This window comes from Microbacterium sp. ARD32 (assembly GCF_031844385.1).
Classification (GTDB): Bacteria; Actinomycetota; Actinomycetes; order Actinomycetales; family Microbacteriaceae; genus Microbacterium.
Window position 1 is genome coordinate 323,241 of sequence record NZ_JAUZVD010000001.1, and the last position, 16,059, is coordinate 339,299.

Consider the following 16,059-nt stretch of genomic DNA (forward strand, 5'->3'; position numbering starts at 1 on the left):
CCTGCAGGTGCGGGTCGGCCGGATCCGCTCAGCGCGCGACGAGCAGGGCGCGAAGCGCCTGTGCGGCGCGCGTGGGCGATGGGCGCCAGGCGATGCCGAGCCGCGAGCGGACCTCGGGCGCGTCCACCGGCACCGCCTTCACCTCGTCCCAGCGGCGCCGCGTGGCGTCGCTGACCACTCCCACGCCCAGGCCGCGCGCGGCCAGCCGTTCGATGAACCACGGGGTCGACACCTCCCAGCGCGGCTCCAGGCCCGGACGCAGCTGCTCGAGGGCGGCGCGGTCGCCGGTGCCCGGCGGAAGGGCGATCACGTCGACCTTGCTCAGCTCGGCGGGACGGATGCCGCGCCGTGACGCCCACGGATGATCCGGGGCGACCACGGCCACGAGCGGGTCGTCGAAGAGCGTCACCGTCTCGAGTCCGGACGGCGGATGCTGCGCCCAGGCGACCACGGCGATGTCGAGCTCGCCGTGACGCAGGGCCGTGACGAGGTTCTCCGAGGTGTCCTCGTGCAGGCGCATCTCCAGCCCGGGGTGCGCGGTGTGCAGCTCTCCGAGCGCATCGAACAGCCGCGGCCAGGTCAGCCCCGACACGGTGCCGACGCGCAGCGACCCGAGCAGCAGGCCGCGCAGGTCGGCGGCGGTGCTGCGCACCTCGTCGAGGGCGCGCAGGGACGCGCGCAGCGCCGGCAGCATCCGCTCTCCGTCGGCGGCGAGCGACACACGCCGTCCGGTGCGGTCGAACAGCGCGACGCCGAGCTCCCGCTCCAGCTTCTGCACCTGCGTGCTCACGCCCGACTGGCTCACGTTCACGGCCTCGGCGGCCGCGGTGAAGGAGCCGGTGTCGGCGACGGCGACGGCGTAGCGCAGCTGATGAATCTCCATTTCCAGAACAGATGATACCCATGTGGATCAGCTGTTGGACAGATGAACGGACGGTCGCGAGGCTGGAGACATGAACACCACAGACCAGACCGTCCCCGTCCTCGTCCGCCTCGACATCGACACCGTCGCCCCGCACTTCTCCAAGGCGCTCGCCCACCTCGACAACGCGATGGTGCGGGAACTGGATGCCGTCGGCCTCGACGCCCGGCTCCGCGAGCTCGTGCGGCTGCGCGCCTCGCAGCTGAACGGCTGCAGCTACTGCGTCGACATGCACACCGCCGACGCGCAGAAGGCGGGCGACACGACGGCGCGCATCGCCGCGGTGGCCGTCTGGCGCGAGTCGTCCCTGTTCACGGCGCGCGAGCGTGCGGCGTTCGCCCTCACCGAGAGCATCACCCGGGCATCCGAGACCCACGTCCCGGACGCCGACTGGACGCCCGCCGCGCAGGTCTTCTCCCCCGAGGAGCTCGGCGCGCTCGTCTCGCTGATCGTCACGATCAACGCCTGGAACCTGGTGGGCGTCTCCACCCACGCCTGGGTCTGACGCGATGGACGAGAGTGCGGATCATCCTGCAGATGTACACGGGATGATCCGCACGGGCGATGTGCGCGGAGGGATGCCGCAAATAGCGTCGATGGCATGGAGATCACCACCACCGACCTGGGCCTCGCCGCACGCGTCCAGCACCTGACCAAGTCCTACGGCGCGGGGGCGGCCGGCGTGCGCGCGCTCGACGACATCAGCGTCGGCATCCGCCGCGGCCAGTTCACCGCCATCATGGGCCCCTCCGGCTCGGGCAAGTCCACGCTGATGCACATCATGGCCGGCCTGGACGCCCCCACAGAGGGGCGCGCATGGATCGGCGACACCGAGATCACCGGGCTGAGCGACCTGGAGCTGACGATCCTGCGCCGCCGTCGCGTGGGCTTCATCTTCCAGGCGTTCAACCTGGTGCCCACGCTGGATGCGCTCAGCAACATCCTGCTGCCGTTCGAACTGGACGGCCGCAGGCCCTCGGCGATCGAGAAGGCGCGCATCGACGGCCTCGTGGAGCGGCTCGGCCTGGCATCCCGCCTGAACCACCGCCCGCACGAGCTCTCGGGCGGGCAGCAGCAGCGGGTGGCGATCGCCCGCGCGCTGGCGACTGCGCCCGATCTCGTCTTCGCCGACGAGCCGACCGGAAATCTCGATTCGCGCAGCGGCCGCGAGGTGCTGCAGCTGCTCGCATCGGCGAGCCGGGAGCAGGGCCAGTCCATCGCGATGGTCACCCACGACGCCATCGCCGCCAGCCATGCCGACCGCGTGCTGTTCCTGGGCGACGGCCGCATCACCGCCGACCACCCGAGCCAGAGCGCCGAGCAGATCGCCGCGCACATGCTCGCGGCCGAGAGCGACAGCGAGGTGGCGGCATGACCGCGCTGGCCGCGGTCGTCCCCGACACGATGGCGACGCGCCCCCGCCTCGCCTGGCTGCGTGAGCGCGGCATGGGCGCCAGCATCCTGGTCGCGGCGCTGGCGGCGGCGTTCGGGGTGATCCTGGTCGAGGTGACCGCGTACATCGGCGCCGTGCTGCAGGCCGACCCGTTCATCGGCGACAGCGAGACGCTGACGATCGTCGTGATCATCCTGTCGGTGCTGCTGACGGGCGTCGCGATGTACGTCGCCGCGGTCGTCACTGCGAACACGTTCTCGACCATCATCGCCGGCCGCACCCGTCGCATCGCGCTGATGCGGCTGATCGGGGCATCCGCCCGCTCGCAGCGCGCCGAGGTCACCGGGCAGGGGCTGGTGGTGGGCGCCATCGGGGCCATCGCCGGTCTCGCAGTGGGCCTCGCGGCGTCCGCCCTGGGGATGCTGATCGGCGACCGCCTGATCGCGAACGCGCCCGACGGTGCGATCCTCGCGCAGCCGGCGATCGCCGTGCCGGCGATCGGCGTGGCGCTGACCACCTGGCTGGCCGCGCACATCGGCTCGCGCCGGGTGCTGGCTGTCACTCCGCTGCAGGCGCTGGGCGGCTCGGTGGAGCGCACGCACGAGCAGGTCTCGGGCCGCCGCGGCACGCACGTGGCCGCCTGGGTGCTGATCGTCGCCGGCGCCGCACTGCTGGCAGCCGGCGTCGCGGTCGGACTGGTCACGCCGCTCGGGGTGGTGGTCGCGTTCTTCGGAGGAGTGCTCTCGTTCACCGGCATCGTGACGGGTTCGGCGCTGTTCATGCCGCCGGTGCTGCGCCTGGTCGGACGGATGCTCGGGCGGGGCGCGACCGCGCGACTGGCCGCCGAGAACGCCCTGCGCCATCCCGAGCGCTCCAGCCGCATGGCCATCGGCGTGGTGATGGGCGTCGCGCTGGTGACCATGTTCGCCGTCGCGCTGGAGTCGTCCAAGGCGCTGATGATGCGCCAGACCGACGACGTGCCCGCCGACTTCTTCGCTCCCATGGACGCCTTCGCCGACATCATGATGGTGCTCGTGGCGGTCTCGGCCGTGATCGCCGCTGTCGGACTGGTGAATCTGCTGACCATCGGCGTCGTGCAGCGCCGACGCGAGCTGGGGCTGCTGCGGGCGATCGGGCTGACCGGCTCACAGGTGCGCCGGATGGTGCTGCTCGAGGCCGTGCACATCACGGTCGCCGCGACCGTGACCGGGCTGGTGCTGGGCATCGCGTACGGGTGGATCGCCGCGCAGTCGCTGCTGGGCGCGGTGCCCGTGCTGCCCGACTTCCAGCCGGCGGGCTTCGTCTATCCGGCGGTGCCGTGGGGGCCGGTGGCGGTGATCGTCGCGGCGACCGCGCTGCTGACCGTGATCGCCGCGGTCACGCCCACGCGCCTGGCCACCCGCGTCGCCCCGGTGGAGGCGCTCGCCGCCGACTGAGCCGGCGGCGAGCCGCAGACCGACTCGGCGGCTTGCCGGAATAGGCTGGACGAATGCCGTCGCCGTTCGATCAGTCGTACTACCAGGTCCGCGTCGAGTGGGGTGTCGAGGGGGTCGCGCGGCTGGCGCCTGCGGACGTGGTCGTGGTCGTGGATGTGCTGCGCTTCTCGTCCACGCTGGCGAACGTGGCCGCCGAAGGGCGCACCGTCGAGCTGGCGGATGCCAGGGAGTGGTCCTCCAACGGCGCGGCCGTCGCGGCAGCCGCGGCCGAGACCGGTGCCGTGGTGCTGATCGGCGGCATCCGCAACGCTGCGGCGACCGCCCGCGCGGTGATGACGCTGCAGGAGCGCCGCGGCGCACGCACCTCGGTGACCGTGATCGCCGCGGGGGAGCGGGCCGCCACCGGCGAGCTGCGCTTCGCGGTGGAGGATCACCTCGGTGCCGGTGCGGTGATCGCCGCCCTGGTCGACCTGGGCATCGACCACTCCTCGCCCGACGGCGCCGTGGCCGCGGAGTCGTTCCGAGCCCTGCGCCGCGCGCTGCGGCATCTGCTGGCCGCGTCAGGGTCGGGCCGCGAGCTCGCCGACGGGGTCGCCTCCACCGCGCGGATGGCCGAGGCGGGCATCCGTCCCGCGACGATCGAGGAGGCGGCTCAGGCGGATGCCGTGGATGCGGTCCCCGTGCTCGAGGACGGGGTCTTCGTGCGCTTCCGCTGAACCCGCGCGGGCGCGCTCGCGGCATCCGCGCGCCGCGCCGGCCGGTCGCCGGAAGCGCATAGGGTTTCCTGCATGAGGTACCTCCCCGCCTTCCTCGTCGACGCCGTGCTCGTGCTGGTCTTCGCCGTCATCGGGCGCGCTTCGCACAGTGAGGATCCTGCCGGGTTCCTGATCACGGCATGGCCGTTCCTGGTGGGGCTGGTCATCGGGCACCTGCTGGCGACGCTCGTGCCCGCGAGGCCCCGCCGCCCGTGGTCGCTGGGCTGGGGCGTGATCGCGTGGGTCGTGACGGTGGCGGGCGGGATGCTGCTGCGCATCGCGTCCGGAGACACCGCTGAGCTCCCGTTCATCATCGTCGCGACGCTGGTGGTCGGAGTCTTCCTGCTCGGCTGGCGCCTGATCGCCCTGCTGGTCCGTCGCTACCGCGGTGGCCGCCGGCGGGACTGAGCGTCCGGGTCAGCGCGGGACCAGCGCCGCCCGGCGATCGGCGGCAGTGATCTCGCGGCGGGTCCACACGAACAGGTGGCGCCGATCGAACTGTCGCGAGCACCTCGCGCAGGACGTCTCGCGGGCCGGTCTGCGATGCCGGTACGAGACGTGACCGGCCGGGCAGGTGCCCACCCACGGGGCGAGTTCGGTGGCGGTCTCGCCATGGTGCGTCGTGCCGCCGACGTAGCCGAGATCGCGCGCGATGCGCTTCCACTCGCGTCCGTGCCCGGCGGCGGACCCCGCGATCGCGTGGGCGACCTCGTGCAGCAGGGTCTGGTGGATGTCGTCGTCCTCGAACCGCGCCGCCAGGTACCGCGACACCGTGATGCGACGGCGCTGATAGTCGCACAGGCCCGCGCGCCGCTTGGCGTGATCGAAGTCGAAGCTCCACGTGTCGTCGAGGTGCAGGTCGATCAGCGCCTGTGCCCAGACGCGCACGCGGTTCAGATCGGCCATGGGATCAGCGTAGAACGCCGCGCCGACATCGGGCGACGCTTCGACAGGCTCAGCGACCCGGAGGACGGGCTCAGCAACCCAGGGGGACGGGGCCCGGATCAGACCAGCGCGTCGGCGCTGCGGCGCTCGGCCGCCTCGATGGCGCGCAGCGCCTGCTCGAGCTCGGTGTCGTCGGCACCCGCCTCGCGGCGCAGGAACAGCGAGCGCTTGAAGCTCTCCCGCGCCTCGTCGAAGTCGCGCGCCTCGTAGGCGTTCCTGCCGTGATGCTGATGAGCGAACGCGGCGATGCCGGCCCAGCCGTGGCCCTCGGCCTCTCCGGCGCAGTGCGCCAGCTCGAGTGCGGCGGCGGCGTGCGCCCCGCGGTTCTGCAGCACGGTGGCGTGCAGCACGCGGGCGCGCAGCAGATCCTTGCGGGTGCCGGCCATGCGCGCCTGGCGCACCGTCTCCTCGGCGACCTCGAGCGCCTCGTCGAGCCGGTCGAGCACCTTCAGCAGCCACACCCGCTCGAGCAGTACCGGCAGGCTGCGCTGATTCTCGATCTCGTCGAGCCGCATCAGGCACTCGCGTTCGCTGACGATCTCACGAAGGGTGTCGGGGTCGTAACCCTGGATCAAATTCACGACTGCTGGCTCCTCTCCGCGCACAGTCCAGTGTGCCGCCCAGGACCGGGAACGACGCGAGCCACGCCCTGCCGCACAGCATCCGGATCAGCGCAGGAACAGCCCCGCATCCGGCCGCGGCGACGCCACGGCATCCGCATCCGTCACCAGCGCGGCCCCGTGCGCGAAGGCGACGACCTCGTCTCCCTGTGCGATCTTCGCCGGATGCGGGCCTGCGGCCAGCATCCGCGGCAGCCAGTCGGTCGGCAGGGGGGAGGCGGATGCGGCGAGCACGAGGTTCCCGAAGCGCCGCCCCTTCAGAACCTGCGTGTCGGCCAGCAGCGCGACCTCGGCGAACACCGCCGCGGCCGTCGCCACCTGCCGGCGCGCGAAGGCCAGGCCGGGGCCGTCGGCGACGTTCACGAGCAGAACACCGGTGGGGGAGAGCAGCGTCGCGATCTCGCGGTAGAACTCCACACTGGTCAGGTGGGCCGGGGTCTGCGCTCCGGAGAACACGTCCGAGACGACGAGGTCGCAGTTGCCGGTCAGCGCCGGGGGGAGCCGGCGAAGCCCTTCGCGGGCATCGCCGATCCGGATGCGGATGGCGGCGCCGCGCGGCAGGGGAAGGTGCTCGCGCACCAGGTCGATCAGGGGCGCCTCCCACTCGATCACCTGCTGGCGGGAACCGGGGCGCGTGGCGGCGACGTAGCGGGGGAGGGTCAGCGCGCCGGCACCCAGATGCACGACGCTGAGCGGGTCGGATGCCGAGGAGCCGAGCTGATCGATGACTGCGCCCATCCGCACGATGTACTCGAAGTGCAGGTGGGTCGGATCGTCCAGATCCACGTGCGACTGCGGGGTGCCGTCGACGATCAGCTCGTGCCCGCCGCCGAACTCGCTGGGGGCGATCTCCGCGATCCCGCCGTGATCGAGGCGCGCCCGCGGGTTCTCGGCATCCCTCCCGCGTGACCGGCCCATGATGATGAGCCTAGCGATGGCGGGACGCGACGCTTCGAGGGGCTCAGCGACCCGGGCGCTGCGGGGACGGATGCCCATACCGCAGCTTTCCGGATTGGTCAAGGACTCCACTTGCCATGTCGCCGAAACGGACGTATAGTTGGTAGTTGCGCTCGCTTCTCCGTGCCCTCATATGGTGGTCGGCTCGTTGAGTTCTCGAGCGTGCACTCCACCGACGTCCAGGATCGACCAGCCCCTTGCCCGGGGCTCACGGAGGTTACTCCCTTGGCTGCTGCTCGCAACGCATCCACATCCACCACCAAGAAGAACGGCCGCGGAGTCTCCCGCCTCTCGTTCGCCAAGATCTCCGACACGCTGACGGTCCCGGATCTGCTCGCACTGCAGACCGAGTCGTTCGGCTGGCTCGTCGGGAACGAAGACTGGAGGGCTCGCGTCGCCGAGGCCAAGAAGGCCGGTCGCACCGACGTTCCCGAGGTCTCCGGCCTGGGCGAGATCTTCGAGGAGATCTCGCCGATCGAGGACCTGGGCGAGACCATGCAGCTCTCGTTCACGAACCCGTACCTCGAGCCGGAGAAGTACTCGATCGAGGAGTGCAAGGAGCGCGGCAAGACCTACGCCGCCCCGCTGTACGTCGAGGCCGAGTTCATGAACCACCTCACCGGTGAGATCAAGACCCAGACGGTCTTCATGGGCGACTTCCCGCTGCAGACCGACAAGGGCACGTTCATCATCAACGGCTCCGAGCGCGTCGTCGTCTCGCAGCTGGTCCGCTCGCCGGGCGTCTACTTCGACAAGACCCCCGACAAGACCAGTGACAAGGACATCGTCACCGCGCGCGTCATCCCCAGCCGCGGCGCCTGGCTCGAGTTCGAGATCGACAAGCGCGACCAGGTGGGCGTGCGCATCGACCGCAAGCGCAAGCAGTCGGTCACCGTCTTCCTGAAGGCCCTCGGCATGACCAGCGAGGAGATCCTCGCCGAGTTCGCCGGGTTCCCCTCCATCGAGGAGACGCTCGCGAAGGACACCATCCTCACCAAGGAGGACGCGCTCCGCGACATCTACCGCAAGCTGCGTCCGGGCGAGCAGGTCGCCGCCGAGGCCGCCCGCGCGCTGCTGGACAACTTCTACTTCAACCCGAAGCGCTACGACCTGGCCAAGGTGGGTCGCTACAAGATCAACCAGAAGCTCGGCCTGGCCGGCGCTCTCACCGACTCGGTGCTGACCGTCGAGGACATCGTCGCGACGATCAAGTACCTGGTGCGCCTGCACCGCGGTGACGAGTCGTACGAGGGCATCCGCTCGGGCAAGAAGGCCGAGATCCGGGTCGCCACCGACGACATCGACAACTTCGGCAACCGCCGCATCCGCGCGGTCGGCGAGCTGATCCAGAACCAGGTGCGCACCGGTCTGTCCCGCATGGAGCGCGTCGTCCGCGAGCGCATGACCACGCAGGACATCGAGGCGATCACCCCGCAGACCCTGATCAACGTGCGCCCCGTCGTGGCCGCGATCAAGGAGTTCTTCGGCACCTCGCAGCTGTCGCAGTTCATGGACCAGAACAACCCGCTCGCGGGTCTGACCAACAAGCGCCGCCTCTCGGCCCTGGGCCCCGGTGGCCTCAGCCGCGACCGCGCCGGCGTCGAGGTCCGTGACGTGCACCCGTCGCACTACGGCCGGATGTGCCCGATCGAGACGCCTGAAGGTCCGAACATCGGCCTGATCGGTGCGCTCGCCACGTTCGCGCGCATCAACTCGTTCGGTTTCATCGAGACCCCATACCGTCGCGTGATCGACGGCAAGGTGACCGACCAGATCGACTACCTCACCGCGGCCGAGGAGGCGGACTACAACATCGCCCAGGCCAACGCGCCGCTGGCCAAGGACGGCGCCTTCACCGAGAGCCACGTACTGGCCCGCCCGCGCGGCGGTTCGGGTGAGGTCGACCTGTTCCTGCCCGAGGAGATCGGCTACATCGACGTCTCGCCGCGCCAGATGGTGTCTGTCGCGACCTCGCTGGTGCCGTTCCTCGAGCACGACGACGCGCAGCGCGCCCTCATGGGCGCCAACATGCAGCGCCAGGCCGTGCCGCTGCTCCGCTCGGACTCGCCGCTGGTGGGCACCGGCATGGAGGGCTACACCGCGATCGACGCCGGTGACGTGGTCACCGCGCTGAAGGCCGGTGTGGTCAGCGAGGTCTCGGCCGACCGCGTGGTCGTCATGCTCGACGAGGGCGGCACGCAGGAGTACCACCTGCGCAAGTTCGACCGCTCCAACCAGGGCACGTCGTACAACCAGCGCGTCATCGTCAGCGAGGGCGAGCGCGTCGAGGTCGGCGAGGTCATCGCCGACGGCCCCGCCACCGACAACGGCGAGCTCGCGCTCGGCAAGAACCTGCTCGTCGCGTTCATGCCGTGGGAGGGTCACAACTTCGAGGACGCCATCATCCTCAGCCAGGAGCTGGTGAAGGACGACACCCTCTCCTCGATCCACATCGAGGAGTACGAGGTCGACGCCCGCGACACCAAGCTGGGTAAGGAGGAGATCACCCGTGACCTCCCCAACGTCAGCCCCGAGCTGCTGAAGGACCTCGACGAGCGCGGCATCATCCGCATCGGCGCCGAGGTCCGCCCCGGCGACATCCTGGTCGGCAAGGTGACGCCGAAGGGCGAGACCGAGCTGTCGGCCGAGGAGCGCCTGCTGCGCGCCATCTTCAACGAGAAGAGCCGCGAGGTGCGAGACACCTCACTGAAGGTCCCGCACGGCGAGCAGGGCACGATCATCGCCGTCAAGGAGTTCAACGCCGAGGAGGGCGACGACGAGCTGGGCTCGGGCGTCAACCGCCGTGTCGTGGTCTACATCGCCCAGAAGCGCAAGATCACCGAGGGCGACAAGCTCGCCGGCCGCCACGGCAACAAGGGCGTCATCGCCAAGATCCTGCCGGTCGAGGACATGCCGTTCCTCGCTGACGGGACCCCGGTCGACGTCGTGCTGAACCCGCTCGGCATCCCCGGCCGGATGAACTTCGGCCAGGTGCTCGAGACCCACCTCGGGTGGATCGCGAAGACGGGCTGGAAGATCGAGGGCGACCCGGAGTGGGCTGCCAAGCTCGGCGACGACGCCCGCGACGTCGCCCCGAACACCAAGGTCGCGACCCCGGTGTTCGACGGTGCCAGCCAGGAGGAGATCGCAGGGCTCCTGGACTCGACCCGCGAGACCCGCGACGGCGTGCGCCTGATCGACAGCTCCGGCAAGACGCAGCTGTTCGATGGCCGCTCCGGCGACCCGTTCCCGGCGCCCGTCTCGGTCGGCTACATGTACATCCTGAAGCTGCACCACCTCGTGGATGACAAGATCCACGCGCGCTCCACCGGCCCGTACTCGATGATCACCCAGCAGCCGCTCGGTGGTAAGGCGCAGTTCGGCGGTCAGCGCTTCGGTGAGATGGAGGTGTGGGCCCTCGAGGCCTACGGCGCCGCATACGCGCTGCAGGAGCTCCTCACGATCAAGTCCGACGACATCCTCGGCCGCGTCAAGGTGTACGAGGCGATCGTCAAGGGCGAGAACATCCAGGAGCCCGGCATCCCCGAGTCCTTCAAGGTGCTCATGAAGGAGATGCAGTCGCTCTGCCTGAACGTCGAGGTGCTCTCGGCCGACGGCACCGCGGTCAACCTCCGCGACACCGATGACGAGGCCTTCCGCGCGGCGGAGGAGCTCGGCATCAACATCTCCAGCCGCTTCGAAGCCGCATCGATCGACGAGATCTGATTCCTTCGGCAGGCTCAGCGCCCCTGGGCCGCTGAGCCTGCCGAAGCCCCCGACTTCTCTCAAAGAATTCCCACACAGGAGAACAAGTGCTCGACGCAACAACTTTCGATGAGCTTCGAATCGGCCTCGCGACCGCTGACGACATCCGCGGATGGTCCTACGGCGAGGTCAAGAAGCCCGAGACGATCAACTACCGCACGCTGAAGCCCGAGAAGGACGGGCTCTTCGGCGAGCAGATCTTCGGACCCTCCCGCGACTGGGAGTGCGCCTGCGGCAAGTACAAGCGCGTCCGCTTCAAGGGCATCGTGTGCGAGCGCTGCGGCGTGGAGGTCACCAAGAGCTCCGTCCGCCGTGAGCGCATGGGCCACATCGAGCTCGCCGCGCCCGTGACGCACATCTGGTACTTCAAGGGCGTGCCCTCGCGCCTGGGCTACCTGCTGGACATGGCGCCGAAGGACCTCGAGAAGGTCATCTACTTCGCCGCGTACATGGTGATCTCGGTCGACGAGGATGCTCGTCACCGCGACCTCGCCACGCAGGAGAACAACATCCGCCTCGAGCTGAAGACGCTCGGCGACCGCCGCGACGCCAAGATCGCGGAGCGGATGGCCAAGCTGGAGGAGGAGCTCGCCGCCCTGGAGGCGGAGGGCGCCAAGGCCGACGCCAAGAAGAAGGTGAAGGACGCCGCCGAGAAGGAGATGACCCTCACCCGCAAGGGCGCCGACGAGGCGATCGCCAAGCTCGAGCGCGTGTGGGAGGACTTCCGCACGCTCGAGGTGGGCGCCCTGCGTCCCGAGGACGACGTGTTCCACGAGCTGCAGGACCGGTTCGGTCAGTACTTCGAGGCCCACATGGGTGCGGAGTCGATCAAGCGCCGCCTGGAGACCTTCGACCTGAACGCCGAGGCCGAGAACCTGCACCTGCAGATCTCCGAGGGCAAGGGCCAGCGCAAGATCCGCGCGATCAAGCGCCTGAAGGTCGTCAACTCGTTCCTGGAGACCGGCATGAGCCCGGCCGCCATGGTGCTGGACGTCGTGCCGGTGATCCCGCCGGAGCTGCGCCCGATGGTGCAGCTGGACGGTGGCCGCTTCGCGACCAGCGACCTGAACGACCTGTACCGCCGCGTGATCAACCGCAACAACCGTCTTCGTCGTCTGATCGACCTCGGCGCCCCCGAGATCATCGTCAACAACGAGAAGCGGATGCTGCAGGAGGCCGTCGACGCGCTGTTCGACAACGGCCGCCGCGGCCGTCCCGTCACCGGCACCGGCAACCGCGCCCTGAAGTCCCTCAGCGACATGCTCAAGGGCAAGCAGGGCCGGTTCCGCCAGAACCTGCTCGGCAAGCGCGTGGACTACTCGGGCCGTTCGGTCATCATCGTCGGTCCGCAGCTCAAGCTGCACCAGTGCGGTCTGCCCAAGCAGATGGCGCTGGAGCTGTTCAAGCCGTTCGTGATCAAGCGCCTGATCGACCTCGGTCACTCGCAGAACATCAAGGCCGCCAAGCGCGCCGTCGAGCGCACCCGCCCCGAGGTGTGGGACGTGCTCGAGGAGATCATCCGCGAACGCCCCGTGCTGCTGAACCGCGCCCCCACGCTGCACCGTCTGGGCATCCAGGCGTTCGAGCCGCAGCTCGTCGAGGGCAAGGCCATCCAGCTCCACCCGCTGGTGTGCGCGGCGTTCAACGCCGACTTCGACGGCGACCAGATGGCCGTGCACCTGCCGCTGTCGGTCGAGGCTCAGGCCGAGGCCCGCGTGCTGATGCTCGCCTCGAACAACATCCTCAAGCCGTCGGACGGCCGCCCGGTCACCCTGCCCTCGCAGGACATGATCATCGGTCTGCACCACCTGACCACGGTCAAGGAGGGCGCTCTCGGTGAGGGTCGTGCGTTCGGCTCGGTCGGCGAGGCCGTGCTGGCGAAGGACGAGGGCACCCTCGACCTGCAGGCGAAGGTGCGCATCCGCATCCCGGGTCTGAGCTTCCTCGAGGGCGAGGCCCCCGAGGGCTACGAGCGCCACGGCCTGGTGGACGCCTCGCTGGGTCAGGCGATCTTCAACGACGCGCTGCCGAAGGGCTACCCGTTCGTGCGCGGCGTCGCCGACAAGGGCAAGCTGTCGCAGATCGTCAACAAGCTGGCCGAGGAGTACCCCAAGGTCGAGACGGCTGCCACGCTGGACCGCATCAAGGACGCCGGCTTCCACTGGGCGACCCGCTCGGGTGTGACCGTCGCGCTCAGCGACGTCATCACGCCCCCGGAGAAGGCCGACATCGTCGCCAGCTACGAGAAGAAGGCCGCCAAGGTCCAGTCGCAGTACGACAAGGGTCTGACCACCGACGCCGAGCGTCGTCAGGAGCTGATCCAGATCTGGACGGCGGCGACCGACGAGGTGCAGGCCGCGATGATGGAGCACTTCCCTGAGGACAACACCATCAACCGCATGGTGACCTCGGGCGCCCGTGGTAACTGGCTGCAGATCCGCAACATCGCGGGTATGCGTGGTCTGGTGAACAACCCGAAGGGTGAGCTCATCCCGCGTCCGATCATCTCCTCGTACCGCGAGGGGCTGTCGGTGGCCGAGTACTTCATCGCGACGCACGGTACCCGCAAGGGTCTGGCCGACACCGCTCTGCGCACCGCCGACTCGGGTTACCTGACCCGTCGTCTGGTGGACGTGTCGCAGGACGTCATCATCCGCGAGCAGGACTGCGGCACCTCGAAGGGCCTCGAGCTCCCGATCGCCGCTGTCAACTCGCAGGGCGTGCTGACGCGCGACCCGAACGTGGAGAACTCCGTGTTCGCGCGCACGCTGGCATCCGACGTCGTGTCCGAGTCGGGTGAGGTCGTCGCCTCGGCCGGTGAGGACGTCGGCGACGTGCTCATCGACAAGCTGGTCGAGGCCGGCGTGGAGACCATCAAGGTGCGCTCCGTGCTCACCTGCGACTCCGCCGTCGGCGTCTGCGCGCAGTGCTACGGCCGCTCGCTGGCCACCGGCAAGACGGTGGACATCGGCGAGGCCGTCGGCATCATCGCGGCGCAGTCGATCGGTGAGCCCGGTACGCAGCTGACGATGCGCACCTTCCACCTGGCATCCGCCGGTGACATCACCCAGGGTCTGCCGCGTGTGCAGGAGCTGTTCGAGGCGCGCACCCCGAAGGGCGCCTCCCCGATCGCCGAGGCCGACGGCCGCATCACGATCGAGGAGACCGAGAAGGCCAAGAAGGTCATCCTCACGCCCGACAACGGTGACGAAGAGGTGGTCTACCCGGTGCTGAAGCGTGCGACGCTCCTCGTCGAGGACGGCCAGCACGTCACGGTCGGTCAGCCCCTGCAGGTCGGCACGCTCGACCCCAAGGAGGTCATGCGTGTCATGGGTGCCCGCGAGGTGCAGAAGTACCTCGTCGGCGGCGTGCAGGGCGTGTACCGCTCGCAGGGTGTGCCGATCCACGACAAGCACATCGAGGTCATCGTGCGCCAGATGCTGCGCAAGGTCACCGTGGTCGACCACGGCGACACGGCGCTGCTCCCCGGCGAGATGGTCGACCTGAAGCGCTACCAGCAGATCAACCGCGAGGCCGTGTCCGAGGGCAAGCGCCCCGCGTCGGGCCGCCCGGAGCTGATGGGTATCACCAAGGCGTCCCTGGCGACCGAGTCGTGGCTGTCGGCCGCATCCTTCCAGGAGACGACCCGCGTGCTCACGCAGGCCGCCATGGAGGGCAAGCGCGACCCGCTGGTCGGTCTCAAGGAGAACGTCATCATCGGCAAGCTCATCCCGGCCGGAACCGGTCTGTCGAAGTACCGCAACATCACGGTCGAGGCGACCGAGGAGGCCAAGAGCGAGCGCTACCCGAACCGGATCTTCGCATCCGACGGGGCGTACGCCGACGGCGACTTCGGCTACGTCGACTTCGACGCGTTCTCGACCGACGACATCACCCCCGGCACCTATAACTGATAGCTGCTGGGAACGGCGGGTCTGCTCCTTGTGGGCAGGCCCGCCGTTTTCTTGTCTGCCCAGAAGAGGAGAACACCCAGAACAGGACGAATCACCGCCGTTCTCTCCTGTTCTCGGCTGTTCTCCTCTTCTCGGCATCGGCCCGAGGGCGAAGAGGCAGCCCCGCGCGCGATAGTCTCGCGGGGTGAGCACAGACACCCGCGGCGTCGTCGTGATCGGCGACGCCCTGATCGATGAGATCCGGGATGCCGGCGGCGTCCGCGAACTGGTCGGCGGCGCCGCCCTGAACGTGGCGGTGGGGCTGCGCCGGCTCGGCGTGCCGACGACGCTGATCGCGATGGTCGGAGCGGATGCCGCGGGCGACCACATCCGCGAGTATCTCGCCGACCACGGCGTGACGCTCATCGACAGCCCGTCCGAGCGCGGCTCGTCGCGCGCGGTGGTGCGACGCTCGGCGAGCGGAGAGCCCGAGTACGCCTTCAACGAGGCGGCGCAGCGGCGCAGCATCCGCTACTCCGACGCCGCGCGCGACGCGATCCGCGCGAGCGCGCTGGTCGCGGTGAGCTGCTTCCCCTTCGATGTCGAGGCCGAGACGCGGGCGCTGACGGATGCCGTCGGCGCCGCGCGACTGGTGATCGATCCGAATCCGCGCTCGGGCATGCTGCGCGATCGGGATCGCTTCGTGCGCGGGTTCGAGTCGCTGGCCGCGCGGGCCGAGCTCGTGAAGGTGGGATCCGACGATGCGGCGCTGCTCTACGACGGCGACCTGGATGCGCTGCGCAGGCGGTTGCGCACGCTGGGCGCCGGCGCCGTGCTGGCCACGGCGGGCGCCGACGGCGCGGTGCTCGAGACCGACGTCGCTGCGCTCACCGCTCCGATCGCGACGCTTCCGGGCCGCATCGTCGACACCGTGGGCGCGGGCGACGCCACGCTCGCGGCGGTCGCCGAGGGCCTGGTCGAGGGGCGGCCGACCTCGGATGCCGGCTGGCAGGCGCTCCTGGAGCGGGCGATGCTGATCGCCGCCGCGACCGTGCGCGGGGAGGGTGGTCTGCTGCGCACGCCCGAGTCACTCGCCGACGCGGATCGTGGCGTCTTCGGCAGCTGAGACGGCACCGTCGGAACGGCTCGCGCGGGAATCGCTCTCGATTTCCCGCGTCACGCGTCGGGACGGTATGCTTGACCTTCGTGCCCCCGGTTGACTGGACAAGCCGGACGGGGGTGCCTTGGCAAGTTGCCCGAGCGGCCAAAGGGAGCTGACTGTAAATCAGCCGCGTAAGCTTCACAGGTTCGAATCCTGTACTTGCCACCGTGCGGACAGCACAGGCGGAACCCCTCTCAGAACGTCGTTCGGG

At 69.7% G+C, this 16,059-nt stretch carries 12 protein-coding genes and 1 tRNA gene; 9 read left to right on the forward strand and 4 right to left on the reverse strand.

Annotated elements, in window-relative coordinates; all coding sequences use genetic code 11:
* Positions 1-28 precede the first annotated feature (28 nt).
* Positions 29-883, reverse strand: coding sequence for a LysR family transcriptional regulator (locus tag Q9R19_RS01520; protein WP_311254586.1), 855 nt, complete (start codon positions 881-883; stop codon positions 29-31).
* Between the two features lie 70 nt (positions 884-953).
* Here Q9R19_RS01520 and Q9R19_RS01525 point away from each other — a divergent pair, with 70 nt between their 5' ends.
* From Q9R19_RS01525 to Q9R19_RS01545, 5 genes are all read left to right on the forward strand, one after another.
* A complete protein-coding gene (locus tag Q9R19_RS01525; protein ID WP_311254587.1) occupies positions 954-1,427 on the forward strand; it encodes a carboxymuconolactone decarboxylase family protein in 474 nt (157 codons plus the stop codon).
* 96 nt (positions 1,428-1,523) lie between these two features.
* Positions 1,524-2,297 (forward strand): ABC transporter ATP-binding protein, encoded by a 774-nt coding sequence (locus tag Q9R19_RS01530; RefSeq protein ID WP_311254588.1) that lies wholly within the window; start codon positions 1,524-1,526, stop codon positions 2,295-2,297.
* Positions 2,294-3,751 (forward strand): FtsX-like permease family protein, encoded by a 1,458-nt coding sequence (locus Q9R19_RS01535; RefSeq protein ID WP_311254589.1) that lies wholly within the window; start codon positions 2,294-2,296, stop codon positions 3,749-3,751. Before Q9R19_RS01530 ends, Q9R19_RS01535 begins: the two co-directional genes overlap by 4 nt.
* A 53-nt stretch (positions 3,752-3,804) precedes the next feature.
* Positions 3,805-4,467, forward strand: a complete 663-nt coding sequence (locus tag Q9R19_RS01540) for a 2-phosphosulfolactate phosphatase (RefSeq protein ID WP_311254590.1) — start codon at positions 3,805-3,807, stop codon at positions 4,465-4,467.
* 72 nt (positions 4,468-4,539) lie between these two features.
* The gene (locus Q9R19_RS01545; protein WP_311254591.1) at positions 4,540-4,914 is read left to right on the forward strand and encodes a DUF3054 domain-containing protein; all 375 of its coding nucleotides are present in this window, start codon (positions 4,540-4,542) and stop codon (positions 4,912-4,914) included.
* A gap of 9 nt (positions 4,915-4,923) precedes the next feature.
* Here Q9R19_RS01545 and Q9R19_RS01550 read toward each other — a convergent pair whose 3' ends face one another.
* The 3 genes from Q9R19_RS01550 to Q9R19_RS01560 all read right to left on the reverse strand — a co-directional run bounded on the left by Q9R19_RS01550 (position 4,924) and on the right by Q9R19_RS01560 (position 6,989).
* A complete protein-coding gene (locus Q9R19_RS01550) occupies positions 4,924-5,412 on the reverse strand; it encodes a SprT-like domain-containing protein (RefSeq protein WP_311254592.1) in 489 nt (162 codons plus the stop codon).
* Positions 5,413-5,510: 98 nt separating this feature from the next.
* Positions 5,511-6,032 carry a hypothetical protein gene (locus Q9R19_RS01555; RefSeq protein ID WP_311254593.1) on the reverse strand — a complete coding sequence of 174 codons (522 nt, stop codon included), beginning with the start codon at positions 6,030-6,032 and terminating at the stop codon, positions 5,511-5,513.
* Positions 6,033-6,119: 87 nt separating this feature from the next.
* Complete coding sequence (locus tag Q9R19_RS01560) at positions 6,120-6,989, reverse strand: fused MFS/spermidine synthase (protein ID WP_311254594.1); 870 nt, start codon at positions 6,987-6,989, stop codon at positions 6,120-6,122.
* A 264-nt stretch (positions 6,990-7,253) separates the two neighbouring features.
* Here Q9R19_RS01560 and Q9R19_RS01565 point away from each other — a divergent pair, with 264 nt between their 5' ends.
* From Q9R19_RS01565 to Q9R19_RS01580, 4 genes are all read left to right on the forward strand, one after another.
* On the forward strand, positions 7,254-10,754 hold the full coding sequence (locus tag Q9R19_RS01565) for a DNA-directed RNA polymerase subunit beta (RefSeq protein WP_311254595.1): 3,501 nt from the start codon (positions 7,254-7,256) through the stop codon (positions 10,752-10,754).
* A gap of 86 nt (positions 10,755-10,840) precedes the next feature.
* Positions 10,841-14,707 carry a DNA-directed RNA polymerase subunit beta' gene (rpoC, locus tag Q9R19_RS01570; RefSeq protein ID WP_311254596.1) on the forward strand — a complete coding sequence of 1,289 codons (3,867 nt, stop codon included), beginning with the start codon at positions 10,841-10,843 and terminating at the stop codon, positions 14,705-14,707.
* A gap of 184 nt (positions 14,708-14,891) precedes the next feature.
* Positions 14,892-15,812 carry a PfkB family carbohydrate kinase gene (locus Q9R19_RS01575; protein ID WP_311254597.1) on the forward strand — a complete coding sequence of 307 codons (921 nt, stop codon included), beginning with the start codon at positions 14,892-14,894 and terminating at the stop codon, positions 15,810-15,812.
* Positions 15,813-15,932: 120 nt separating this feature from the next.
* A tRNA-Tyr gene (locus Q9R19_RS01580) sits at positions 15,933-16,013 on the forward strand.
* Positions 16,014-16,059: the final 46 nt, after the last annotated feature.

Coding starts and splice junctions, on each gene's coding strand:
- Q9R19_RS01520 (WP_311254586.1), bottom strand. CDS start 883: ATGGAGATTCATCAGCTGCGCTACGCCGTCGCCGTCGCCGACACCGGC.
- Q9R19_RS01540 (WP_311254590.1), top strand. CDS start 3,805: ATGCCGTCGCCGTTCGATCAGTCGTACTACCAGGTCCGCGTCGAGTGG.
- Q9R19_RS01535 (WP_311254589.1), top strand. CDS start 2,294: ATGACCGCGCTGGCCGCGGTCGTCCCCGACACGATGGCGACGCGCCCC.
- Q9R19_RS01550 (WP_311254592.1), bottom strand. CDS start 5,412: ATGGCCGATCTGAACCGCGTGCGCGTCTGGGCACAGGCGCTGATCGAC.
- Q9R19_RS01560 (WP_311254594.1), bottom strand. CDS start 6,989: ATGGGCCGGTCACGCGGGAGGGATGCCGAGAACCCGCGGGCGCGCCTC.
- Q9R19_RS01525 (WP_311254587.1), top strand. CDS start 954: ATGAACACCACAGACCAGACCGTCCCCGTCCTCGTCCGCCTCGACATC.
- Q9R19_RS01545 (WP_311254591.1), top strand. CDS start 4,540: ATGAGGTACCTCCCCGCCTTCCTCGTCGACGCCGTGCTCGTGCTGGTC.
- Q9R19_RS01530 (WP_311254588.1), top strand. CDS start 1,524: ATGGAGATCACCACCACCGACCTGGGCCTCGCCGCACGCGTCCAGCAC.